Source organism: Pseudomonas sp. FG1 (assembly GCF_034313875.1).
GTDB lineage: Bacteria > Pseudomonadota > Gammaproteobacteria > Pseudomonadales > Pseudomonadaceae > Aquipseudomonas > Aquipseudomonas veronii.
Genome location: NZ_JAVIWP010000001.1, coordinates 4167694 through 4192156 on the forward strand (window position 1 = coordinate 4167694; position 24463 = coordinate 4192156).

A 24463-nucleotide genomic window follows, 5' to 3' on the forward strand; every position below is an offset into this window, starting at 1 on the left:
TTGACTGGCCCACCACCCGTCCCGACTTTCGATTCGTGACGTATCAGGGGGGCTATTTGGGATACAACGGCGGCAAGCTGGTGGTGTCGGTCGTCGGGTCTTGCTCGCGGTCGGCCATTGGAATGGCTTTTACCGCACGCCACAGTTCTTCGCCCAGCCAATAATGGCCGCTTTCGCTGTACAGCGCGCCGTTCAACCCATCCAGCGCGTCGGACAGCGGCACGAAGCGCGCCGCCATGTCGGCCAGGGTTTCCGGTTGTTGCCGGGCCCAGGCGTCGAGGGCCTGGCGGGTGGCCTGGGGGTCGTTGGCCTGGGTCGCGCGCTTGAGGTCGTCGAGCAGGGTGCGCGGGCTCGGGCCGGTTTGTGCCGCGCGTTGCACCGCCGGCTGGCGGCGTGCGCGCCACCACAGGCCAAAACCCAGCAACGTGGTGCAGGCAAGGAGCAGGGTGCTCAGTTGCCACAGCCACAGGCGGCTATCGTCGGGGGCGGTGATCACGGTCGGTGTCGCGGGCGTGTCCACCACCAGGCTCGGGTTATTCGCTACTTGCAGCGTGCGGGCGGGCAGGCGGGTGCGTTCGAGGTGGTCCTCATGGGTGTTCCACCACACCACTTCCACCGCTGGCAAGTCCAGCGCGCCGGCGCGGGTGGGCACCAGGGCTTCGCGGTCTTCTCGGCTGCCGATCAGGCCACGGTCGTTGTTCTGGTTGCCGACTACCGGCTGGTCCGGATAGCGGCGCAGGCCATTGATCTCGGTGCTCGGCAGTGCCGGCAGTTGTGCGCTGGAGAGGCCCTCGGCCTTGACCGTCAGGCTGCGGGTCAGGGAATCGCCGACCTGCACGTGGTCCGGCTCGGGGTTCCAGTTTTCGCTCAGGGTCAGGCTGCGTGCCGGCAGCCACGGCGCCTCGGCGGGGTACAGCTCGGGCTTGGGCTTGACCGTCAGCTCGAGGGGCGCGGAGCTGACGTGGATCAGCTTGCCCGGCTTGGTGCCCTGCAGCGTGTTCTCCTGCGGCGGGCGCGATTCCACCAGGGTCGCGCTGAAGGTCTGGGCGGCAATCGTCAGGCTGCCGCTGTGCTGCGGGTAGATCGCGTAGCGGGTTTCGATCACGCCGTGGCGAATGCTGTTGATGACCTTCTCGTAGGTGCGTGATTCGCCCAGTTGCTCGATGCGCGCATCGGGAATCTGCAGCGGTGTGAGGCTGCTGTCGTCGTACAGCGACACCGAGTGATACACGCGTACTGTCAACAGGGCCTGGGCCTGCACGTACACGGTGTTCTGGTCGAGGTTGGACTCGACGAACACCGGCGCGAGTTCGGCGTTGGTGTCCTGGCTGGTGGTTTCCAGTACTTGCAGGCTGATCGGCTGGGTCGTGTATTCGCCCACTTGCAGCGGCGGGATCACCACGGTGCCGTTCTGCTTGGGCAGCAGGGTAATGATCCAGCGCGTGGTGGCGTGGTTATCGCCGCCGAGGGTGGTGAGTTGGTTGATCTGGCGCGTGCCGCTGACTTCGAACTGCGCCTCCAGCGGCGACAGGTCGGGTTTGCCGAACTGCGTGACGTCGCCGGATTCCACCGTCAGCTCCACCGTTTCCCCGGAATTGAGGCGGCTGCGGTCGACGCTGGCGACCAGGTTCGCCGCCTGGGCGTGGCTTGCCGACAACGCGAGCAGAAGCAGAAGGGTGGTGCGGCGGCTCATCGAGTCTTGTCCTGATGCTGTTGCTGTTCGTACCAGAATTTGCGCCGCAGCAGTTCGCCGGGGTTGTCCGGGATCTCCTGTAGCCATTGTTCCAGGGCCTGGCGATGTTCGTCGTCCAGGCTGGCGCCGCTGGGGCGCAACGGCGGGGTGGTGGTTTGCTCGTCCTCCAGCTCGCTGCCCGGCACGTCATTGCCGCCCGCTTGTGGCGTGGCGCCGGCCTGGGTCTCGGCGGTGCCGGCTTCGCCCGGGTTTTGCGGCGATTGCTCGCCACCCGTGGCACTTTGCGCGCTGGCGCCCGGTTGCGCAGTTTGGCCGGGTTGGGTGGTTTCGTCATCTTCGTTTTTTGCGGGCGGGGCCGGCTCGGGCTGCGCCTGTTGTTGTATCAGGCTTTCCACCAGGGCCTTGTTTTTCAGGGCCGGCAGCAGATCGGGCTGGGCTTCCAGCGCCTGTTCGTAGGCATCGATGGCTGCTTCCAGCTCACCGGACCTGGCCAGTGCATTGCCGCGATTGTAGTGAGAGTAGGCGTCACTGCCCTCGGCAAAACGCTTGATGGCTTCGGCGTAGTTACCCGCTTCGTACAGCGCCACGCCTTGCCATTGCGGGTCTTGGAAGCGTTCGGCGGCTTCGGCGGGGCGTTTTTTCTTCAGCAGGTACTGGCCTTGCTGGTCGGGGCGCAGCCACAGGTCCTGGAGTTCGAAGGCATAACTGGGCTGCGGTGCGCCAAGCAGCAGCAACGGCAAGCAGAACAACCAGCCACGCCGCCCGGCGCACGCGGCCAGCAGCAACAGCGGCAGCAGCAGCCAGTAACCCTGGTCGGCCCAGGTGTCGAGGTGCAGCAGTTGGCCGTCGTTGCGCAGGGCTTGCGGCGCGTCGAGCATGCCCAGTTGGCGCAGGTCCTTGTCGTCCAGGCGCGCGGCACGGTAGCGGCCGCCCATTTCGCTGGCGAAGGCTTTGAGCGTCGGGCTGTCGAGGCGCGGCACGAGGATGGCGCCTTGGTCGTCCTTGAGGAATTCGCCGCTCTCCAGGGTCACCGGCGTGCCCTCGCGGCTACCGATGCCGAGGATCGACAGGCTTGGCGCCTGGCCGCCTTGCAGCAACAAGCGGATGCCCTGGCGTTCCTGCTTGGACAGCGATGAGCCGATCAGCAGCAGACGCCCCTGGCCGAGGCCGCCTTGCTTGAGCAGGCCGAGGGCTTTCTCCACGGCCAGGTCGGCGCGGTGCCCGGGCTCGGGCATCAACGAGGGGCGTAGCGCTTCGAGCAGGTTGCGGCTGGTGGCCAGGTCGTCCGACAGCGGCACCAGGGTGTGGGCGCTGCCGGCATACACGACGATGGCGGTTTGTGCGTCGCTGCGCGCTTGCAGTAAGTCATACAGCTTGCGCCGTGCCTGCTCCAGGCGGCTGGGCGGGCTGTCGGTGGCGAGCATTTCCGGGGTCAGTTCGAGCAGCACCACCAAGGGGTCGGAAGGCTTCTGGCTGGTCTGTTCCACCCGTTGCCAACTGGGGCCGAGCAAGGCCAGTACTGCCAGCAGCCAGGCGATACCGAGGAGCACCCACGGCGATTTGCTTTCACGGCCATTGCCACCGCTGAGCAGCACGGCATGGAACGCCGGCGGCAGGATCATCTGCCAGCGCCCGGCGCGCTTTTGCCGGTGCCACAGCTGCCACAGCAACCAGCCGAGCAGCGGCAGCAGCAACAGCCACCAGGGACGGAACCAGTGCGGCCACAGGTCGATCATCGACGCCTCCGCAAACGCAGGCGTTTGAGGCGCTGGCGCCATTCTGGGTGCTGTTGCAGAAAATGCCCCTTGGTCGACAGTTTGTTGAACAGCCGTTGCAGCGCGTTGTTCGGCCAGCGCTCCTGCACCACCAGCAACAGGCTGAGGATCAGCGCCAATGCCAGGGGGCCGCTGTACAGCGCCTGGGCCGGGCGCGCCTGGGTCGGTTGCTGTTCGACCGGTTCGAGTTGGTCGAGGGTTTCCTTGACCGCTTGCAACTCTGCGCCATCGCGGGCACGGAAGTAGCGGCCGCCGGTGGCCTCGGCGATGGCCTTGAGCGCCGGTTCGTCGAGGTCCAGGCTCGGGTTGACGCCCAGCACGCCGAGGGAACCGGTTTGTTCAGGATCGGCGCCGATACCGATCGGATAGATCTTCACGCCTTCTTCGGCGGCCAGGCGCGCGGCGGTCAGCGGGTCGATCCGGCCGCCGTTGTTGGCGCCGTCAGTCACCAGGATCAGCACGCGGCTTTGCGCCGGGCGCTGGCGCAGGCGCTTCAAGGCCAGGCCGATGGCATCACCGATGGCGGTGTTCTTGCCGGCGATGCCGATGCGCGCTTCATCCAGCCAGGTGCGTACCGTGTGGCGGTCGAAGGTCAGCGGCGCTTGCAGGTAGGCTTGGCTGCCGAACAGGATCAGGCCGACGCGATCGCCTTCGCGCCCTTCAAGGAAGTCGCCGAGCAGGTGCTTGACCAAGGTCAGGCGGCTGACGTCTTCGTCCTCCCAGTGCATATCGGGGAAATCCATGGAGCCGGACACGTCCACCGCCACCAGCAGATCGCGGCCGCTGGCGGCAATCGGCAGCGGTTCGCCGAGCCATTCCGGGCGGGCGGCGGCGGTCAACAGCAGCAGCCACAGCACGACGAAAGGCGCCTGTTGCCGCCAGCCGGGCAGGTTCGAGCGTGCGCGGCGGCCCGCCAGGCCTTCGAGGTCGCTGAGGTAGCTGACTTTCAGCGCGGGCTCGCCGCTGTCGGCCGCCGGCAGCACCAGGCGCATCAACCAGGGCAACGGCAGCAGGGCGAAGATCCACGGCCAAGCGAACTCAAACATGTTTGCGAATCCAGGTGTCGACGGCCTGGGTCAGGCCGGCGATGGCTTTGTCGTCGAGTTTGCATTCGGGCTTATAGGCGCCTTCCACCAGCACCATCCAGCGTGTGAGGCCGGCGGCGGGGCAGCGGTTATCGAGAAACGCCAGCCATTTGCGGCCATTGAGGGTGTGGCTCTGGCTGTAGGGGTAGTCGTTGCGGCACAGGCGCTTGAGCAGGCCGTTGAGTTGCTGCAGCCAGGCCCCGGCGGGTGCGCCGTCGTAGGGTCTGGGCATCAGCGCCAGTTCGGCCAGGGCGGCGATGCGCAGCGGGTCGAGCGGTTGTTCGGCGCGGGACACGGGGCGCCGCGTGGGCAGGAAACGGCGCAGCCACCACACGCCCCAGCCCAGCAGCGGGATCACCAGCAGCAACAGCCACCAGCCTGGCGCAGGCGGCCAGAAACCGATCGCCGGTGGGGCGATCAGCGGTTGGAGTTGGTCGAGGCTGCTCATTGCTTTTTAACCGGGCGTTGCGGGTTGAGGTATTCGCGCAGTTGCTCGACCATTTCGCTCTGGGTGCTCAAGGGCATCAGCAATACCCGCAGTTTCTGCGCGAGCAGTTCCCAGCGGGCGCTGCGCGCTTCGGCCTGGGCCTTGTAGGCCTGGCGCAAATCGAAGTTCAGCGTGTCCAGTTCCAGTTGCGCACCGCGTTCGGCAAAGCGCAGCAGCCCGGCGGCGGGCAGGGCGTGGTCGAGCGGGTCGGAGATCGGTAGCAGCAGCAGGTCGCAATGGCGTGACAACAGGCTCAGCTGTTGTTCGGCACCTTCGGTCAGTGCGCGCTCGTCGCAGATCACGATCACCAGGCTGCCCGGGCGCAGCACTTCACGGCCACGGCGCAGGGCCAGGCCCAGGGCGTCGGTTTCGGGGCCGCTCTCGGTGCTCAGGCTCTGGTTGACCCGCACCAGGCGGTTGAGCAGTTGCAGCAGGCTCTGTTTGCTGCGCCGCGGTTTGATTTCGTAGTGCTCGTTGTCGCCGAAGACCAGCCCGCCGACGCGGTCGTTATGCCCCAGCGCCGCCCAGCCGATCAGGCTGGCCGCCTGGGCCGCGAGCACCGACTTGAACATCTGCCCCGAACCGAAAAACAAGCGGCAGCTTTGCTCCACCATGATGAAAATCGGGCGTTCGCGCTCTTCGTGGAACAGCTTGGTGTGCGGTTCCTGGGTGCGCGCGGTCACGCGCCAGTCGATGGTGCGTACATCGTCGCCGGCCTGGTAGACGCGCACCTGGTCGAAGTCGACCCCGCGCCCGCGCAGCTTGGAGTGGTGCAGGCCGATCAGCGGGCTGCGCTGGCTCGGCGTGGAAAACAGCTGCACTTCACGCACGCGGTGGCGCATCTCAATCAATTCACTGAGCGTGACGCGCACTCCATCGCTGGCGTTCATCGATTTCAAGCGACGGCTACGACGTCGAGAATGCGTTGTACCACGCGGTCCTGGTCGATCCCGGCGGCTTCGGCTTCGAACGACAGAATGATGCGATGGCGCAGCACGTCGAACAGCACCGCCTGGATGTCTTCCGGGCTGACAAAGTCTCGCCCGGCCAGCCAGGCGTGGGCGCGGGCGCAACGGTCGAGGGCGATCGAGCCACGGGGGCTGGCGCCATAGGCAATCCACTCGGCCATTTCCGGGTCGAATTTGGCCGGGGTGCGCGTGGCCATGACCAATTGCACCAGGTATTCCTCCACCGCATCGGCCATGTACAACCCGAGGATTTCCTTGCGCGCGGCAAAGATCGCCTGTTGGCTGACGCGGCGTTCAGGCTTGGTTTCACCGTTGAGCGCCTCGCCACGGGCCTGCTGCAGGATGCGCCGCTCGACGGCCGCGTCCGGGAAACCGATCTTGACGTGCATCAGGAAACGGTCGAGCTGGGCTTCGGGCAGTGGGTAGGTGCCTTCCTGCTCGATGGGGTTTTGCGTGGCCATCACCAGAAACAGCGGCGACAGCTCGTAAGTACTGCGACCCACACTGACCTGGCGCTCGGCCATGGCTTCGAGCAAGGCCGACTGCACCTTGGCCGGGGCGCGGTTGATTTCGTCCGCCAGCACCAGGTTGTGGAAGATCGGCCCCTGCTGGAACACGAAGCTGCCGGTTTCGGGGCGATAGATTTCAGTGCCGGTGATGTCGGCGGGCAACAGGTCGGGGGTGAACTGGATACGATGGAACTGCGCTTCGATGCCTTCGGCCAACTCTTTGATGGCCTTGGTCTTGGCCAGGCCCGGCGCGCCTTCCACCAGCATATGGCCGTCGGCAAGCAAGGCAATCAGCAGGCGCTCGATGAGTTTTTCCTGGCCGAGAATCTGCGTAGAAAGAAAGGTTCGCAGCGCAAGCAGCGCTTCACGATGTTCCATCGATGACGGTTCCTGGAGAGATGAGCCCGAGCGTCGAGAAAAAACGCCGGGCCTGGGGGGCTTACTTTAATGCATCGGGGGGGGCGGCGACTAACGGCGCGCGGGGTATTTTTCGCAAAACGTGTAGGAATTTTGTGTGTCAGTAGCCTCAGGCACGGATATAAGTGCCTGTGCCCATGAGAATGTTCTGCAGGGTTTCTTCAACTTCAGCCATATCCTCAGGGGCGGTGCTGTGCAGAATCTCCAGGTGATCCTTGCCGCCCAGCGCATCGGCATCGCCTGCCGCCAGCTCAATCAGCAACGTGCTGTCACTCAGCGTGACCTTCAGGCCCTCGAGGGTCGATGGTTCGTCGTCCCAGGTCAGCTCCACCTCGTCTTCATCCGGGTAACGGGCCAGTATGAACATCTCGCCCTTAGCGCTATGGCAGCAGAGCATGGCCATGTTGTCTTCTTCTTCGTCACATGGGTTGGCGATCAGGTTGGTAGTGATCAATTGCATGGCAGTCCTATGGGTTTATTGGCCGCAAAAGGGGGATTTTGCCACTGCCGCCATATTTATGTCGGTGTGAATTTCATCAGTGCGTCATGGCTTGAGCACAACGATTTTGCCTTTTTTATAGGTTGACGATCTAAACGGTGGCACGCCTGTCGGCTGTGGCCTGGGGGCCGCCTGGTTATATTTATTCCATTGCGCAGAATATACGCCGCTGTCGGCGAACGAAATCGGCGGATTGATGTTATCCGGTGACGAGGTGGGTTGCGAAATGATGGGCGAGGGTGCTGTTGGCGTAATCATGACGGGCCTGCAATAGATGGCGGTCGGTAAACCACGCTCCCTGTGTTTTTTTGATTGGCGGTTGGCGCAGGAAAAGTTCCCTGATGTCTGAGGTCCCTTGCTTGATGTGCCGTAGGTATGTGCCGACGGGCTTCGCGTGTGTTAGCTATCATTGGCTTGAAATCAGCGCCGGTGACCGGCTTTTTTGTAGTTCGGTGTGTGTGGTTGCCCTTTGTGCAACCCTTCGTTGCCAGCCGATGACCGAATATGTCGCAGCGCCGCAAGCAGCTGTCTTCCTACTCTCGTTAAGCTGCGCAACGGATGTGCTCACTGCTGGGAGCCTGACCTGCCCGTCACACCGTCGCCTGGCAAGGTGTATGTCCAATGGAAGTTGTATGTGACCTGATCGTCTTGTCCAGCTTCACCCACCTGTCACCCTGATTCGTTTATGGTGCTTGTATCGTTACCTGCGAACAGGGCTGACGGTCTCCCCGCAAGGGGATAACACGCGACGCTTCCATCAATAACAAGCCCAAGCGGAGTACCACAGATGGCGTTCTTCACCGCAGCCAGCAAGGCCGACTTCCAGCATCAACTGCAAGCGGCACTGGCGCAGCACATCAGTGAACAGGCACTGCCACAAGTGGCGCTGTTCGCTGAACAATTTTTCGGCATCATTTCCCTGGACGAACTGACCCAACGTCGCCTTTCCGACCTGGCCGGTTGCACCCTGTCTGCCTGGCGCCTGCTTGAGCGCTTCGACCACACCGAACCCCAGGTGCGGGTCTACAACCCCGATTACGAACGTCATGGTTGGCAGTCGACCCACACCGCGGTCGAAGTGCTGCACCATGACCTGCCATTTCTGGTGGACTCGGTGCGTACCGAGCTGAACCGCCGCGGCTACAGCATCCACACCCTGCAAACCACCGTGCTCAGCACGCGCCGTGGCAGCAAGGGCGAATTGCTGGAAATTCTGGCCAAGGGCACCCAGGGCGAAGGCATCCAGCAAGAATCGCTGATGTACCTGGAAATCGACCGCTGCGCCAACGCCGCCGAACTGAACGTGCTGAGCAAAGAGCTGGAGCAGGTACTGGGCGAAGTGCGCGTGGCCGTGGCCGATTTCGAGCCGATGAAAGCCAAGGTCCAGGAACTGCTGGTCGGTATCGACGCCAGCCGGTTCAGCATCGACGGCGAAGAACAAGCCGAGATCAAGAACTTCCTGGAATGGCTGGTGGGCAACCACTTCACCTTCCTCGGCTATGAAGAGTTCGTGGTACGTGACGAGGCGGACGGTGGTCATATCGAATATGACGCCAGCTCCTTCCTCGGTCTGACCAAGCTGCTGCGCGCCGGCCTTACCGCCGACGACCTGCGCATCGAAGACTACGCCGTGTCCTACCTGCGCGAGCCGACCGTGTTGTCGTTCGCCAAGGCCGCCCACCCGAGCCGCGTGCATCGCCCGGCTTATCCGGACTACGTGTCGATCCGCGAGATCGACGCCGACGGCAAGGTCATCAAGGAATGCCGCTTCATGGGCCTGTACACCTCGTCGGTGTACGGCGAAAGCGTGCGGGTGATTCCTTATATCCGCCGCAAGGTTGCGGAAATCGAACGCCGCTCGGGCTTCCAGGCCAAGGCGCACCTGGGCAAGGAACTGGCGCAGGTGGTCGAAGTACTGCCGCGTGACGACCTGTTCCAGACCCCGGTCGACGAGCTGTTCAGCACCGTGATGTCGATCGTGCAGATCCAGGAACGCAACAAGATCCGCGTGTTCCTGCGCAAAGACCCCTACGGGCGTTTCTGCTACTGCCTGGCCTACGTGCCGCGCGACATCTATTCCACCGAAGTACGCCAGAAGATCCAGCAAGTGCTGATGGATCGCCTGAAAGCCTCGGACTGCGAATTCTGGACGTTCTTCTCCGAGTCCGTGCTGGCCCGTGTGCAACTGATTCTGCGGGTCGACCCGAAGAACCGCCTGGACATCGACCCGCTGCAACTGGAAAAAGAAGTGGTGCAGGCCTGCCGCAGCTGGCAGGACGACTATTCCAGCCTGGTGGTCGAAAGCTTCGGCGAGGCCCACGGCACCAACGTGCTGGCGGATTTCCCGAAAGGTTTCCCGGCCGGCTACCGCGAGCGTTTTGCTGCGCATTCGGCGGTGGTCGACATGCAGCACTTGCTCAGCCTCACCGAAGCCAACCCGTTGGTGATGAGCTTCTATCAGCCGCTGGGCCAGGTGTCCGGCCAGCGTGAGCTGCATTGCAAGCTCTACCATGCCGACACCCCGCTGGCGCTGTCCGACGTATTGCCGATCCTGGAAAACCTCGGCCTGCGCGTGCTGGGCGAATTCCCGTACCGCCTGCGTCATGCCAATGGCCGTGAGTTCTGGATCCATGATTTCGCGTTCATCGCCGCCGAAGGCGTGAACCTGGATATCCAGCAGCTCAACGACACCCTGCAGGACGCGTTCGTGCATATCGTCCACGGCGATGCCGAGAACGATGCGTTCAACCGCCTGGTACTCACCGCTGGCCTGCCGTGGCGCGACGTGGCGCTGCTGCGTGCCTACGCGCGTTACATGAAACAGATCCGCCTGGGCTTCGACCTGGGTTACATCGCCAGCACCCTGAACAACCACACCGACATCGCCCGCGAGTTGACCCGGTTGTTCAAGACGCGCTTCTACCTGGCGCGCAAGCTCACCGCCGACGACCTGGAAGACAAGCAGCAACGCCTGGAACAAGCGATCCTCAGCGCCCTGGACGAGGTTCAGGTGCTCAACGAAGACCGCATCCTGCGTCGCTACCTCGACCTGATCAAGGCCACCCTGCGCACCAACTTCTACCAGACCGACGCCAACGGCCAGAACAAGGCGTACTTCAGCTTCAAGTTCGACCCGCGGGCCATTCCCGAGCTGCCCAAGCCAGTGCCGAAGTTTGAAATCTTCGTCTACTCGCCACGGGTCGAGGGTGTCCACCTGCGCTTCGGTAATGTCGCGCGCGGCGGCCTGCGCTGGTCCGACCGTGAAGAAGACTTCCGCACCGAAGTGCTCGGCCTGGTAAAAGCCCAGCAAGTGAAGAACTCGGTGATCGTGCCGGTGGGCGCCAAGGGCGGCTTCCTGCCGCGCCGCTTGCCACTGGGCGGCAGCCGCGACGAGATCGCGGCCGAGGGCATCGCCTGCTACCGCATCTTCATTTCCGGCCTGTTGGACATCACCGATAACCTCAAGGATGGCGCCCTGGTGCCGCCGGTCAACGTCGTGCGGCATGACGGCGATGACCCGTACCTGGTGGTCGCGGCCGACAAAGGCACCGCGACGTTCTCCGACATCGCCAACGGCATTGCCATCGACTACGGCTTCTGGCTCGGCGATGCATTCGCCTCCGGCGGTTCGGCCGGTTACGACCACAAGAAAATGGGCATCACCGCCAAGGGTGCTTGGGTCGGTGTGCAGCGTCACTTCCGTGAGCGCGGCATCAACGTGCAGGAAGACAGCATCACCGTGGTCGGCGTCGGCGACATGGCCGGTGACGTGTTCGGTAACGGCCTGTTGATGTCCGACAAGCTGCAACTGGTCGCGGCCTTCAACCACCTGCATATCTTCATCGACCCGAACCCGAACCCGGCGACCAACTTCGTCGAGCGTCAGCGCATGTTCGAGCTGCCGCGTTCGGCGTGGAGCGACTACGACACCAGCATCATGTCCGAAGGCGGCGGTATCTTCTCGCGCAGCGCGAAGAGCATTGCCATCTCGCCACAGATGAAAGAACGCTTCGACATCCAGGCCGACAAACTGACCCCGACCGAACTGCTGAACGCCTTGCTCAAGGCGCCGGTGGACCTGTTGTGGAACGGCGGTATCGGCACTTACGTCAAGGCCAGCACCGAAAGCCATGCCGATGTGGGCGACAAGGCCAACGACGCCCTGCGCGTCAACGGCAACGAGCTGCGCTGCAAGGTGGTGGGCGAGGGCGGTAACCTTGGCATGACCCAACTGGGGCGTGTGGAATTCGGCCTCAATGGCGGCGGTTCGAACACCGACTTCATCGACAACGCCGGCGGCGTGGACTGCTCCGACCACGAAGTGAACATCAAGATCCTGCTCAACGAAGTGGTGCAGGCCGGCGACATGACCGACAAGCAACGCAACCAGTTGCTGGCGAGCATGACCGACGAAGTCGGCAGCCTGGTGTTGGGCAACAACTACAAGCAGACCCAGGCCCTGTCCCTGGCCGCCCGCCGTGCCTACGAGCGTGCCGCCGAGTACAAACGCCTGATGAGCGATCTGGAAAGCCGTGGCAAGCTGGACCGCGCCATCGAGTATCTGCCGACCGAGGAGCAGCTCACCGAACGCGCCGCCACCGGCAAGGGCCTGACCCGTCCGGAGCTGTCGGTGCTGATCTCGTACAGCAAGATCGACCTCAAGGAAGCCCTGCTCAAGTCGCAGGTGCCGGATGACGAGTACCTGACCCGTGACATGGAGACCGCGTTCCCACCGAGCCTGGTGGCCAAGTTCGGCGAGGCGATGCGTCGCCACCGTCTGAAGCGCGAGATCGTCAGCACCCAGATCGCCAACGACCTGGTCAACCACATGGGCATCACCTTTGTGCAGCGGCTCAAAGAGTCGACCGGCATGAGCCCGGCCAACGTGGCGGGCGCCTATGTGATCGTGCGCGACATTTTCCATCTCCCGCACTGGTTCCGTCAGATCGAAGCCCTGGACCACCAGGTCTCCGCCGACGTGCAACTGGAGCTGATGGACGAGCTGATGCGCCTGGGCCGTCGTGCCACGCGCTGGTTCCTGCGCAGCCGTCGCAACGAGCAGGATGCCGGGCGTGACACCGCGCACTTCGGTCCGCACCTGGCCGCACTGGGTCTCAAACTCGACGAACTGCTCGAAGGCCCGACCCGTGAAGGCTGGCAGACCCGTTACCAGGCCTACACCGAAGCCGGCGTACCGGAGTTGTTGGCACGCATGGTTGCAGGCACGACGCACCTGTACACCTTGCTGCCGATCATCGAAGCCGCCGACGTGACCGGGCATGACGCCGCCGAAGTGGCCAAGGCCTACTTCGCCGTCGGCAGCGCCCTGGACTTGCCATGGTACCTGCAGCAGATCAGCGATCTGCCGGTCGCCAACAACTGGCAGGCCCAGGCCCGCGAAGCCTTCCGCGACGACGTGGACTGGCAGCAACGGGCGATCACCATTTCCGTACTGCAAATGGCCGAAGCGCCACAAGACATGGAAGCCCGCGTGGCCCTGTGGCTTGAGCAGCACCAGGACATGGCCGATCGCTGGCGCGCAATGATGGTGGAAATCCGTGCCGCGGTCGGCACGGACTACGCCATGTACGCGGTGGCCAACCGTGAGTTGCTGGACCTGGCGTTGAGCGGTCAGTCGGTGCTGGCATCGGTTTGATCGAGCGGTAAACAACTGTGGGAGGGGCTTGCCCCCGATAGCGATGGATCAGTCAACACCGGTATGACTGATCCACCACTATCGGGGGCAATCCCCCTTTTTCATTGTGAGCGCCATCGACTTGGGATCAGTGGTGCTTGAGTAGTCGGGTCTCCAGGTGATCCAGGTGCCGGGTCATCAAGTTCACCGCAATGCCAGAGGCCCGTTGCTCGATGGCATCGACAATCGCCACATGCTCCTGCCACGCACAATAGCTGCTGGCTTGCGCCTCGTACTGGGCAATGATCAGCGACGTCAACGGCACCAGGCTGTTGAGAAACTGCGCCAACGGCGCATTCCCCGCCATCGCCGCCAATTGCAGATGAAACTCCCCCGACAAGCGAATCGCCGGCCCACGCTGGTCGCGTTCAATACAATCACGCTCGCGGGCAATCAACTCGCGCAACTGGCGGATCTGCATCGGTGTGGCCTGGGCGCAGGCCAGTTGTACCACCGTGATCTCCGTCAACCGCCGGGCTTCCAGAATCTGCCGCGTCTGCTGGGCATCCGGTGCGGCTACCTGGGCGCGCTGGTTGGGGCGCAGGATGATCACGTGCTGGTGCGACAACTTGGCCAACACCCGGCGAATCACGCTGCGGCTCACTCCGAAGGTTTGGCCCAGGCTTTCCTCGGTCAACCGGGTGGACGGGGCGATGCGCTGTTCGAGAATGGCGTCGAACAGCCGTGGGTAGATGTCATTCACCGAGGGCTTTTTACCGGCCACCAGGCACATGGCGGGCAGGCCGGTGATGGGCAGGTCGCGTGGCAAGGCGTGGGCGGTCATGGCCGGTCTCCAAAAATCAACTGCCCAGATGGTCGTCCGGGATGGTCAAGCGAATGCCCATGCGCAGGCCTTCCTGGAGGATGTGCTTGCGCATTTCGGCACTGGCCAGGGCGCTGTTCTTGTTGCGGATGGCGCGCACCACGGCATCGTTTTCCTGCAGGCGTTCCGCCAGGTGTTCCGGGGAGTTGCGCAGCACCTGTGCGCTTTGCTTGAGAGCGTTGCTGGTTTGTTGCACCACGTTCTGGAAGATCGGGTTGGAGGTGAGGGCGAACAGTTCTTCGTGGAAGGCAATGTAGGCATTCATCCCGGCTTCGGCGTCGCCAGCGTCGAGGGCTTCGCGCATGTCCATCAGGGTCAGGCGCAGTTGGCCAACCTCTTTGCTGCTGATGGATTGGGCCACCAGGCCGACAATAAACGGTTCGAGGGTGTAGCGCAGTTGCAGGATATCTTCGAGGCTGGCGTCGGCCACGGCGTCACTCGATTGCGCCTCGTTGACGTGGGTTTCGAGCACCACCACGCCTTTGCCGGGCATCGAGCGCACCAGGCCGAGGGTTTCCAGCACGATCACGGCTTCACGCAGGCTGGGGCGGCTGATGCCCAGCTGTTCGGCCAGTTCACGCTGACCGGGCAGCATTTCACCGCGCCGCCACTGGCCCCGCGCCAGGGAGGCGCGGAGTTTTTCTACGACTGAATTGACGACGGTTGAGGGGGTGACCACGTCGATTGCTCCTTGATGTTGCGAATACAATTGCCACAAAGGCGACGATTGAGTGTGGGAGGGAGCAAGCCCCCTCCCACTGGTGATCTGTGTCGCTCATGCCAATGGGTCAGAACTCCTGGTGCGCGGGCACTACCGGCTTTTTAGCCTGGAACGCATAACCCTGCTGGCCGGCGAGTACCTTGTTGGCGCGCTGGATATCGATGTCTTTTTCCCAGCGCGCAATGGCCACGGTGGCGACGCAGTTGCCGATCAGGTTGGTCAATGCACGGCCGATGCCCATGAACCAATCCACCGCCAACACCAGCACCAGGCCGACCACCGGAATCGCCGGGATGGCCGTGAGTGTCGCCGCCAGAATCACCAGCGCCGACCCCGGAATGCCATGGGCGCCCTTGGAGGTGATCAACGATACCAGCAGGATGGTCAGCAAGTCGGTCATCGACAGCGGTGTGCCGGTAGCGTTGGCGATAAACACGATGGCCAGGGTCAGATAGATCGAGAAACCGTCGAGGTTGAACGAATAGCCTGTCGGAATCACCAGGCCCACGGTGGAACTGCCGATGCCCAAGTGTTCCAGTTTACGCATGATCTGTGGCAGCACCGCGTCGGACGAGGCGGTGCCCATCACGATCAGCAGCTCTTCGCGCAGGTACTTGAGCAGCGGCAGCATGCGCAGGCCGGACAGGCGCATCACCAGGCCGAGGATCACCCCGACAAACATAAAGCAGGTCAGGTAGAACAGGCCTACCAGGCTGCCCAGGTGCTGCAGTGAGTCCAGGCCGTAGGTGCTGGTGGTAAAGGCGATCGCGCCGAACACGCCGATCGGCGCCAGGCGCACGATCATGCCCATGATGCGGAAGATCACGTGACTCAGCTCGTTGATCAGCCGCGAAATGCCCGACGCCGCTTCACCCACCAGGTTCAAGGCGCTGCCGAACAGCACCGAGAACAGCAGCACTTGCAGCACGTTGTTGTCGGCAAACGCACCGATCACCGAGTTGGGGATCAGGTCCATCAGGAACTGGCTGGTGCCCTTGATGTGTTGGCCCTTGTCGGCCAGTTCATGCAAGCCGGCGGAGGACAATTGCTCCAGGTGGATATTCGCACCGCTGCCGATGCCGGTGCTGAAGGCCATGAGCAGGCCGATCACCAGGGCGACGGTGGTCAGCACTTCAAAATAGATTACCGACTTGAGGCCGATGCGCCCGACTTTTTTCAAGTCGCCGGCGCCGGAGATACCGCTGACCACCACGCAGAACACGATCAGGCCAATCAACATCTTGATCAGTTTGATGAAACCGTCACCCAGGGGTTTGAGTTGCGAGGAGAATTCGGGAAGGGCCAGGCCGCAGAGGATGCCGAGCATCAGACCGATCACGACTTGCAGGAAAATCGAACGCGAGCACCATCTGAACATGGGAGGGATCTCTATTCGGTGCCCTGGTGGGTCCAGGGCTTAATTGTTGTGGTCATACCGGTAAGTCCAGTGCGTGGCCAGTCTACGCTGGGTTTTTTCCAGGTCACAAGTGATTTTCGCGGCTTGTCCGGTCGCGGTCTGACCAGTTGCTCTGCGAGGGCGGTGCTTGAGCGGTTGACGGGGCGCAAATTTTTTCGCTTATCATCCGCCGCTGAGTACGCGAGGTGACGGATGGACAAACCAGGACTGAGCACCAACGACGCAGGGCTGACCCATTGCAGTTGGCGTACCGCTGCGCCGGAATATTCGCACTACCACGACCATGAATGGGGCGTGCCGGTGGCGGATGACATTCAGTTGTACGAGAAGATTTGCCTGGAGGGGTTTCAGGCGGGCATGGCGTGGATCACTATCCTGCGCAAGCGCGAGCATTTTCGGCGGGCGTTCGACGGTTTTGATTTCCGCCGTGTGGCGCAGTACGGCGAAGCGGATATCGAACGCCTGATGGCTGACCCTGGCATCGTGCGCAACCGCGCCAAAATCGTCTCGACCCTCAACAATGCGCGCAGGGCGTGCGAGTTGGTGGCGGAAAGCGGTTCGTTGGCGAAATGGCTATGGTCGTTCGAACCGACGCCTGACGAACGCCCGGCGCGGGTGGATCTGGCGTATTGGAGCGCCAACCCGACGTCACCGGCTTCGGTGCGCTTGTCGAAGGCCTTGAAGAAACGCGGGTGGACCTACGTGGGGCCGACCACGATGTATGCGTTGATGCAGGCGACGGGGATGGTCAATGACCATCTTGAAGGCTGTGCCTGCCGCGAGCCGATCGAAGCACTGCGCCGTCGATTCAATCGCCCTTGAGTCTCGCAGCGGTGCTATTCGTGCGCCAGAGGGGTGAGCACCTCAGCCTTGTCATCCAGCACCATCACCACCAGCAGTTTCGCCGGTCGGGTCTGGCTGGCATTGCTCGACTCGAAGTGCCGCGAGCCCGCCGGCTCGTAGAATGACTGGCCGGCCGTGTAGGTGATCGCCGGTTCATCGTTGACCCGCGACGTGATCGCGCCCTCCAGCACGTAAGCCACGGCGGTGCCGGTATGGCTGTGGGGCACGGTGGCCTGGCCCGCGGCGTAATCGACGCTCAGCATGATGGTTTTCTTGCCGGGCACGTTGCTCAGGGCGTGCTCTTGCAGAACCTTGATCGACTCCTGGTTGTACACCGGTTCATGGGCGAAGGCACTGAACGAGGCCAGTATCAGGGCGGTTGCGAGTGAGCGTTTCATGGCGAGTTTCCGAGTCGTTCGAGAGGTCTTCACCCTACGCCGCGTGCTCCCGCCGACCAATGACCAATCCAGCCGAAAAACCTCTAGCCAATCTGCTGGAGAATGTCGCGCACCTTGTCCAGGGCCGGGTCGATGTCCAGGGTTTCGATCGCGCCGAAGCCGATGATCAGGCCCGGGCGTACCGGCGTGTCGTGAAAAAACACGTCGAGCGGGTACAGGCCCACGTCGACCTGGCGTGCCAGCTGCATCAACAACGCAATATTCACCGGCACCTTGCACAGGGCCGCCATATGAAAGCCGGCCACGGTGGGCACCGCTTCGAACCACGGCGCCAAATCCCCCGCCAGGCGCTGCAGGATGCGCTCGCGACGTCCGGCATACACGCTGTGGCAGCGGCGAATATGCTTGAGCAGATAGCCTTCGCTGATGAACTTGGCCAACGCCCATTGCGGCAAGGTGGAGCTGTGTTGATCGGTCAATTGCTTGGCCTTGAGCACCGCGCCATAAAGGGCTGGCGGCAGTACCGCATAGCCCAGGCGCAACTCCGGCAGCAGGGTTTTGGAGAAGGTGCCGACGTAAGTCACCACGCCTCGGGTGTCCATGTTTTGCAGGGAGTCGGTGGGACGGCCTTCGTAACGGAATTCGCTGTCGTAGTCGTCTTCGATAACCATCGCCCCCAGCTCGAACGCACGGGCCAGCAAGGCTTCGCGGCGTGCCTGGCTCATGGGCATGCCGAGGGGGAACTGGTGGGACGGTGTCACATAGATCAGCCGCGCACCGTCGGGGATCCGCTCGACCTGAATGCCCTGATCGTCGACGGGCACGCCGATGACGTTTGCCCCCATCGCCATGAACAACTGGCGCGCCGGGGTGTAGCCGGGGTCTTCCATGGCGACGATGCTGCCCGGCTCCAGCACGACGCGGGCGATCAGGTCGAGAGCCTGCTGCGCGCCGTTGGTGACCACGATGTCGTCGGCGCTGCATTTGACCCCACGGGAAAACGCAATGTGCCCGGCGATGGCGCTGCGCAACGCCAGCAGGCCTTCGGTCTGGCTGTAGAGGCCACTGTTCTGGGCAATACGGCGCAGGGCGTCCTGGGTGCAGCGTCGCCATTCATCCTGGGGGAATTGGTGGCGGCTGGTGGCGCCGCCGAGGAATTCGTAGCGCAGGGCACTGTCGCGCGTGGGGTGATGCATGGGCGAGGGCAGTGCCTGCCACTTCGCCAGGTTGGCGGCGCAGGCCAGGTCGGTGGCGGTTTGCAGGCGTTCGGTCGGCGGAGTGCGGCTGTTGACGAAGGTGCCGCGTCCGATCTTGCCCACCAGCAGGCCTTCGTAGGTCAGGGTGGCGTAGGTGTCGGACACGGTCTTGCGTGACACGCCCAACTGCGCGGCCAGCAGGCGGCTGGGCGGCAATTGCGCCCCGGCGGCCAGGCGGCCGGAGTCGATGGCTTCGCGCAGTTGCTGGTAAAGCTGTTCGGCCAGGTCCTTGCGGCCGTTGATGATCACGTGCAGTTCCATGTTTTTCCTGAGGGGCTGAGTCGGTCCAAGACTACTCGCTGGCGACGTTTGCTCCAAAGGGGCTGTATGACAACGCGATAAAAAAAGTGGGAGCGGGCCTGCTCCCACCTGCGGATTGTGCTGCTTATGTGGTCAGGACAGGAAACCACCGTCCACGTTCAGCGACACCCCGGTGGTGTAGCTGGATGCATCGCTGGCCAGGTACAGCACCGCGCCGGCCATCTCGCTCGGGTCCGCTACGCGCTTGAGCGGGATCTGCGCCAGGGCCATTTTCAGGATCGCGTCGTTCTTCACCAGCGCCGAGGCGAACTTGGTGTCGGTCAGGCCTGGCAGCAGGGCGTTGCAGCGGATGCCGAATTCGGCGCATTCCTTGGCGAACACCTTGGTCATGTTGATCACCGCGGCCTTGGTCACCGAGTAGATGCCCTGGAACACGCCCGGCGAGATGCCGTTGATCGAGGCCACGTTGATGATGCTGCCGCCGCCGTTTTCGCGCATCAGCTTGCCGGCTTCCACCGACATGAAGAAGTAGCCGCGAATATTCACATCCACGGTTTTCTGGAAGGCGCCCAGGTCGGTGTCCAGCACGTTGCAGAATTGCGGGTTGGTCGCGGCGTTGTTGACTAGGATGTCCAGGCGGCCGAACTGCTCGCGGATGCCGGCGAAGACCTGGTTGATCTGCTCCATTTCACCGATATGGCAGGCAACCGCAGTGGCCTTGCCGCCGTCGGCGATGATCGCATCCGCTACGTGCTGGCAGCCTTCCAGCTTACGGCTGGACACGATCACGTGGGCGCCTTGCTGGGCCAGCAACTTGGCGATGGCCTCACCGATGCCACGGCTGGCGCCGGAGACAAAAGCGATCTTGCCGTCGAGGTCGAACAGGTTGGTCTTGGACATGGGGGTTCCTTGTGGGTCTTGGCTCGGTCGATCAGAGGGCGGATTTGCCGATGACATTCAGGCTCATCTGCTCCAGCAGCTTGTTCATCTGAATGAACTGCGCAAAGCGTTTGTCCTGAGTCTGTCCATGGAAAAAACGGTAGTAGATCTGCTGCACGATGCCGGCCAGGCGGAACAGGCCGTAGGTGTAGTAGAAGTCGAAATTGTCGATCTCAAGGCCGGCGCGCTCGGCGTAATAGTCGACGAACTGGCGACGCGTGAGCATGCCCGGTGCGTTGCTCGGCTGGCGGCGCATCAGTTGCACGGGCGCCGGGTCGGCGGCTTCGATCCAGTAGGCGAGGGTGTTGCCCAGGTCCATCAGCGGGTCGCCGAGGGTGGTCAGCTCCCAGTCCAGCACGCCGATGATCTGCATCGGGTTGTGCGGGTCGAGGATCACGTTGTCGAAGCGGTAGTCGTTATGCACGATGCTGGAGGTGGGATGGTCGGCCGGCATCTTGTCGTTGAGCCAGGCGCGCACGGCCTCCCAGCGAGGTGCGTCGGGGGTCAGGGCTTTTTCGTAGCGGTCGCTCCAGCCGCGGATCTGGCGTTCCACGTACCCCTCGGGCTTGCCCAGGTCGGCCAGGCCGCAGGCGTTGTAGTCCACTTGGTGCAGTTCGACGAACTTGTCGATAAAACTTTTGCACAGCGCTTCGGTCTTGCTCGCGTCCAGGCCCAGTTCGGCCGGCAGGTCGGAGCGCAGGATGATGCCGTTGACGCGCTCCATCACATAGAACTCGGCGCCGATCACCGATTCATCGGTGCAATGCACGTAGGGCTTGGGGCAGTAGGGAAAGCCGTCTTTCAGCTGATTGAGAATGCGGAACTCGCGACCCATGTCATGGGCCGATTTGGCCTTGTGCCCGAACGGCGGGCGGCGCAGCACGAATTCCTGGCCCGGGTATTCCAGCAGGTAGGTCAGGTTGGACGCGCCGCCGGGGAACTGGCTGATCTTGAGCGTGCCGCTCAGGCCCGGGATATGGGCCTTGAGGTAGGGATCGATCAGGCTGGCATCAAGTTCTTCGCCTGGGCGGATCTGGGTCGATTGGTCGTTCAGCGCCATGCTTATCCCTTCTGCTTATTCTAAAGGCCTCGGACTATTGGCTAATCTAATGCGCCCAGCCGCCCGGCCACAAGGTCGGGGCGGCTTAATAGGTTCGCGTGTTGGATGATGATCAGCGTGCCTGATCGGTCATTTTTCGGGCGGGGGCAAGGCGACCGGCGTCAGCACCGGCCGGCCGGCGAAGTACTCCAGCAGGTTGTCGGCCACCCGCTGCACCGTATCGTGGGCGGCTTCCGGCGACAGCCCGGCCACATGGGAGGTCAACACGGTATTGCTCAGGCGCTTGAGGGCATCGGGCACCTTGGGCTCGTCGTCGAACACATCCAGTGCCGCGCCGCCGATACGGCGCTGTTCCAGGGCGGCGACCAGGTCGGCGGTCACCACCACGCTGCCACGGCCGATATTCACCAGGTAGCCGTTCGGCCCCAATGCATCCAGGGCATGCCGATCGATCAAGTGGCGCGTGCCCGGGCCGCCGGGCGTGGCCAGGATCAGAAAGTCCGAGGTGTGTGCCAGCTCCACGGCGGTCGAGCAATAGATGTAGTCCACGTCATCGCGGGGCTGGCGGTTGTGGTAACTCACCTGCATGCCGAACCCGAGGGCGGCGCGCTTGGCGATCTCCAGGCCCACCGCGCCGAGGCCGAGAATCCCCAGTTGCTTGCCGCCCAGGGAAGGGCGCATCACTTTGGGCCACTCGCCGTGGCGCACTGCCGCGTCCGTTTGCGGAATGCCGCGCACCAATGACAGCAGCAAGGCCATGGCGTGGTCCGCCACCGAAGGCGCGTTCACCCCGGCGCCGTTGGTCACCACGATCCCGCGGTTGCTTGCCGCCTGCAGGTCGACATGCTCATAGCCGGCACCGATCACGCAGATGATCTCCAGCAACGGCAGCGCGGCGATTTCTTCGGCATACAGGCCCAGCGGGCCACGCGTCAGTACGGCCTTGATCTGCCCGCCGTGGGCCTTGATGGCCTGGGCGCGTTCGGCGGGCGTCGGTGCCAGGATCACATGAAAGTCATTGCTTTCGATGATGGGCAGGTATTCGTTGATGGTTTCGACCAGGACCAGAACAGTGGTTGTCATCGGACGGCTCTTCCTGAAGGTTTTGAGAGCAAGAGTATGCGGGATTTGTCAGCAAAATCGCTTTGTCGTGGCAGAAAAATCGTTGTAGGGCCGAGCTTGCAGGTGTTGAGGGCGACGCGCGCCCAGCAAGCTCGTGCCTACGGTATTTGCGTTGTCAGAAACTGATCGCGGCGGCGCTCACGCGTTGCACAAACGCCCCGGCCAACGTGGCATTGTGATGTTCGATGATCGCCGCCGCCGACAGCGTTGCAGTATCCATGCAGGTGTGGCCGTCTTCGGGCAGTATCACCGAGAACCCCAGTTCGACTGCGACGCGGCAAGTGGTATCGATGCAGAACTGGGTTTTCATCCCGACAATCACCAGCTTATTGAGCTGCATCGCGCGCAGTCGCTGCGCCAGATCGGTGCCGAGGAAACAACTGGGCCGGGTTTTATTGAAGAACTGGTCACGCGCTTCATCGACATCCAGCTCATGCCACACCTGCCAATACGGGCTGCCCGCGGCAATCGCGGAGCCCGCCGGGCCTGTGTGGCGGGCGACGAAGATCGGTGCGCCGGCTTGGCGCGCGCGCCCGATCAGTTGGTTGATGGTCTGCAGCACCCGTTCGCGTTCGAAGGGGTGCTCCGGGCCAGCGTACAGGCCGGTTTGCATATCGATGATCAGCAGGGCGTCAGCCATGGTGTTGCTCCTTTCGCGTGCCGGATGGCGGCGCAATAAAAAAGGCCCCGTCCATTGCTGGCGGGGCCTTGGGTTGAATCCGTGAGGTGTCTAGTTCAAGCACCCACAGCAACCGCACGACCCGCCGGAAGCGGTCGTGGTGGTGGTGCGGGTGAGGTGCTGCTGAAAAAGGTTCATGGCCGATCATGCTGGGGCATAAGTTTGGCTGTCAAGCGTCGCAGGCAACTTCTTATAAGGCGTGACGATATTTCGGGCATCCACAAGGGACTCGTCTGACACGCGACTACCCAGGGGGCTCTTCACGCCAAGCGCGCAAAAAAATAGCCGACAACCTCGTCCTTGAGCCTCTGCACCGCTTAACCATTCCTCAGCTAAGCCTTTGCTTATTTAAAAGAATCCCGGACAATCGCGCCCCTGTTATAGCCGGGGCGCTGCCTGTCAGGTTTTTCTGACTCGTGCCGGCTGTGGAAATGCGGAGATCCGACTGGATGAATGATCAGGCCAATAGCGTCGACGAACGCTATGTCACGACACCTGTAATCCTTACAAGCTGGAGCCGTCAGGACACCACCTGGATGCTTGGCTTGTTTGGCACGGCGATTGGTGCCGGCACTTTGTTTCTACCTATCAACGCCGGCCTCGGCGGCTTCTGGCCGCTGGTGATCCTGGCGCTGCTGGCCTTCCCGATGACGTTCTTTGCCCACCGTGGCCTGACGCGTTTCGTGCTGTCCGGCCGTGAAGGTTCCGACATCACCGACGTGGTCGAAGAGCATTTCGGCGTCAAGGCCGGCGCGCTGATCACCTTGCTGTACTTCCTGGCGATTTTCCCGATCCTGCTGATCTACAGCGTGGCGCTGACCAATACCGTCGGCAGCTTCATGGAGCACCAGTTGCACATCATGCCGCCGCCACGGGCGATCCTGGCGTTTGTGCTGATCCTCGGCCTGCTGGCCGTGGTGCGTTGCGGTGAGCAGGCGATCGTCAAGGCCATGAGCCTGATGGTGTACCCGTTCATCGTCGCCTTGCTGTTCCTGGCGGTGTACCTGATCCCGCACTGGAACGGCGGCATCCTCAGCACCGCCAACGTGGTCCCGGCGCCTTCGGCGTTGCTCAACACCTTGTGGCTGGCGATTCCGGTGATGGTGTTCTCGTTCAACCATTCGCCGATCATCTCGGCCTTTGCGGTGGACCAGAAGCGCCAGTACGGCGCGCATGCCGATGAGCGCAGTTCGCAGATCCTGTCGCGCGCGCACCTGTTGATGGTGGCGATGGTACTGTTCTTCGTGTTCAGCTGCGTGCTGACCCTGTCGCCGGCGCAACTGGCTGAAGCGAAAGCACAGAACCTGTCGATCCTGTCGTACCTGGCCAACCACTTCGACAACCGGACCATCGCCTTCGCCGCGCCGCTGATTGCGTTCGTGGCGATTGCCAAGTCGTTCCTGGGCCATTACATCGGCGCCAGTGAAGGCCTCAAGGGCCTGGTCGCGAAAACCGGCCGGCGTCCGGCACCGAAGACCCTGGACCGCATGACCGCCGCCTTCATGTTGGTGATGTGCTGGATCGTCGCCACGCTCAATCCGAGCATCCTTCGCATGATCGAGACATTGGGCGGGCCGATCATTGCGTCGATCCTGTTCCTGATGCCGATGTACGCGATCCGCAAGGTGCCGGCGATGGCCAAGTACCGCGGGCAGGCGTCCAACGTGTTTGTCACGGCGGTCGGCCTGGTGGCGATTACTGCGCTGATTTACTCGCTGCTCTCCTGACCGCACGCTGCACCGAACAGGGCCGATTCGCACGCGTGGCGAGTCGGCCTTTTTTTCGCTCGGAAAACCTGACGCGGCGCAACCGTCGC

General features: G+C 62.9%; 19 protein-coding genes. 3 read left to right on the forward strand and 16 right to left on the reverse strand.

Features of this window, described 5'->3' with window-relative positions; genetic code table 11:
- Positions 1 to 52 precede the first annotated feature (52 nt).
- The 7 genes from RGV59_RS19165 to RGV59_RS19195 form a co-directional block, all read right to left on the reverse strand.
- Positions 53 to 1693, reverse strand: coding sequence for a BatD family protein (locus RGV59_RS19165; RefSeq protein ID WP_017846487.1), 1641 nt, complete (start codon positions 1691 to 1693; stop codon positions 53 to 55).
- Positions 1690 to 3429 (reverse strand): tetratricopeptide repeat protein, encoded by a 1740-nt coding sequence (locus RGV59_RS19170; protein WP_017846486.1) that lies wholly within the window; start codon positions 3427 to 3429, stop codon positions 1690 to 1692. The genes RGV59_RS19165 and RGV59_RS19170 overlap by 4 nt, the downstream gene beginning before the upstream one ends.
- The gene (locus RGV59_RS19175; RefSeq protein ID WP_126585567.1) at positions 3426 to 4514 is read right to left on the reverse strand and encodes a vWA domain-containing protein; all 1089 of its coding nucleotides are present in this window, start codon (positions 4512 to 4514) and stop codon (positions 3426 to 3428) included. Before RGV59_RS19175 ends, RGV59_RS19170 begins: the two co-directional genes overlap by 4 nt.
- Entirely contained in the window at positions 4507 to 5001 is a 495-nt protein-coding gene (locus tag RGV59_RS19180) for a DUF4381 domain-containing protein (protein WP_017846484.1), read from the reverse strand. Before RGV59_RS19180 ends, RGV59_RS19175 begins: the two co-directional genes overlap by 8 nt.
- Positions 4998 to 5930, reverse strand: a complete 933-nt coding sequence (locus RGV59_RS19185) for a DUF58 domain-containing protein (RefSeq protein WP_017846483.1) — start codon at positions 5928 to 5930, stop codon at positions 4998 to 5000. Before RGV59_RS19185 ends, RGV59_RS19180 begins: the two co-directional genes overlap by 4 nt.
- A gap of 5 nt (positions 5931 to 5935) precedes the next feature.
- Positions 5936 to 6895: an AAA family ATPase gene (locus tag RGV59_RS19190; RefSeq protein WP_003218556.1), complete on the reverse strand. Its 960-nt coding sequence runs from the start codon at positions 6893 to 6895 to the stop codon at positions 5936 to 5938.
- Between the two features lie 148 nt (positions 6896 to 7043).
- Entirely contained in the window at positions 7044 to 7394 is a 351-nt protein-coding gene (locus tag RGV59_RS19195; protein ID WP_126585568.1) for a hypothetical protein, read from the reverse strand.
- Between the two features lie 826 nt (positions 7395 to 8220).
- On the opposite strand from RGV59_RS19195, the gene RGV59_RS19200 reads away from it, so the two are divergent.
- Positions 8221 to 13089: an NAD-glutamate dehydrogenase gene (locus tag RGV59_RS19200; RefSeq protein WP_126585569.1), complete on the forward strand. Its 4869-nt coding sequence runs from the start codon at positions 8221 to 8223 to the stop codon at positions 13087 to 13089.
- A gap of 127 nt (positions 13090 to 13216) precedes the next feature.
- Here the strand turns inward: RGV59_RS19200 and RGV59_RS19205 are convergent, their stop codons facing one another.
- The 3 genes from RGV59_RS19205 to RGV59_RS19215 form a co-directional block, all read right to left on the reverse strand.
- Positions 13217 to 13912, reverse strand: coding sequence for a GntR family transcriptional regulator (locus RGV59_RS19205; RefSeq protein WP_017846480.1), 696 nt, complete (start codon positions 13910 to 13912; stop codon positions 13217 to 13219).
- 16 nt (positions 13913 to 13928) lie between these two features.
- The gene (locus RGV59_RS19210) at positions 13929 to 14630 is read right to left on the reverse strand and encodes a FadR/GntR family transcriptional regulator (protein ID WP_017846479.1); all 702 of its coding nucleotides are present in this window, start codon (positions 14628 to 14630) and stop codon (positions 13929 to 13931) included.
- Between the two features lie 109 nt (positions 14631 to 14739).
- A complete protein-coding gene (locus RGV59_RS19215) occupies positions 14740 to 16065 on the reverse strand; it encodes a C4-dicarboxylate transporter DctA (protein WP_173677810.1) in 1326 nt (441 codons plus the stop codon).
- A 216-nt stretch (positions 16066 to 16281) separates the two neighbouring features.
- Between RGV59_RS19215 and RGV59_RS19220 the strand changes: the two genes are divergently transcribed.
- On the forward strand, positions 16282 to 16911 hold the full coding sequence (locus RGV59_RS19220) for a DNA-3-methyladenine glycosylase I (RefSeq protein ID WP_126585571.1): 630 nt from the start codon (positions 16282 to 16284) through the stop codon (positions 16909 to 16911).
- A 14-nt stretch (positions 16912 to 16925) separates the two neighbouring features.
- Here RGV59_RS19220 and RGV59_RS19225 read toward each other — a convergent pair whose 3' ends face one another.
- From RGV59_RS19225 to RGV59_RS19250, 6 genes are all read right to left on the reverse strand, one after another.
- Positions 16926 to 17330 carry a cupin domain-containing protein gene (locus tag RGV59_RS19225; protein ID WP_017846476.1) on the reverse strand — a complete coding sequence of 135 codons (405 nt, stop codon included), beginning with the start codon at positions 17328 to 17330 and terminating at the stop codon, positions 16926 to 16928.
- A gap of 83 nt (positions 17331 to 17413) precedes the next feature.
- Positions 17414 to 18847, reverse strand: coding sequence for a PLP-dependent aminotransferase family protein (locus tag RGV59_RS19230; protein WP_046383650.1), 1434 nt, complete (start codon positions 18845 to 18847; stop codon positions 17414 to 17416).
- A gap of 132 nt (positions 18848 to 18979) precedes the next feature.
- Positions 18980 to 19747: an SDR family oxidoreductase gene (locus RGV59_RS19235; protein WP_046490965.1), complete on the reverse strand. Its 768-nt coding sequence runs from the start codon at positions 19745 to 19747 to the stop codon at positions 18980 to 18982.
- Positions 19748 to 19778: 31 nt separating this feature from the next.
- Positions 19779 to 20846, reverse strand: a complete 1068-nt coding sequence (locus RGV59_RS19240) for a phosphotransferase family protein (protein ID WP_126585572.1) — start codon at positions 20844 to 20846, stop codon at positions 19779 to 19781.
- A gap of 129 nt (positions 20847 to 20975) precedes the next feature.
- Positions 20976 to 21929 carry a 2-hydroxyacid dehydrogenase gene (locus RGV59_RS19245; RefSeq protein WP_017846472.1) on the reverse strand — a complete coding sequence of 318 codons (954 nt, stop codon included), beginning with the start codon at positions 21927 to 21929 and terminating at the stop codon, positions 20976 to 20978.
- Between the two features lie 154 nt (positions 21930 to 22083).
- Positions 22084 to 22608: a cysteine hydrolase family protein gene (locus RGV59_RS19250; RefSeq protein WP_126585573.1), complete on the reverse strand. Its 525-nt coding sequence runs from the start codon at positions 22606 to 22608 to the stop codon at positions 22084 to 22086.
- 488 nt (positions 22609 to 23096) lie between these two features.
- On the opposite strand from RGV59_RS19250, the gene RGV59_RS19255 reads away from it, so the two are divergent.
- On the forward strand, positions 23097 to 24374 hold the full coding sequence (locus tag RGV59_RS19255) for a serine/threonine transporter (RefSeq protein ID WP_126585574.1): 1278 nt from the start codon (positions 23097 to 23099) through the stop codon (positions 24372 to 24374).
- Positions 24375 to 24463: the final 89 nt, after the last annotated feature.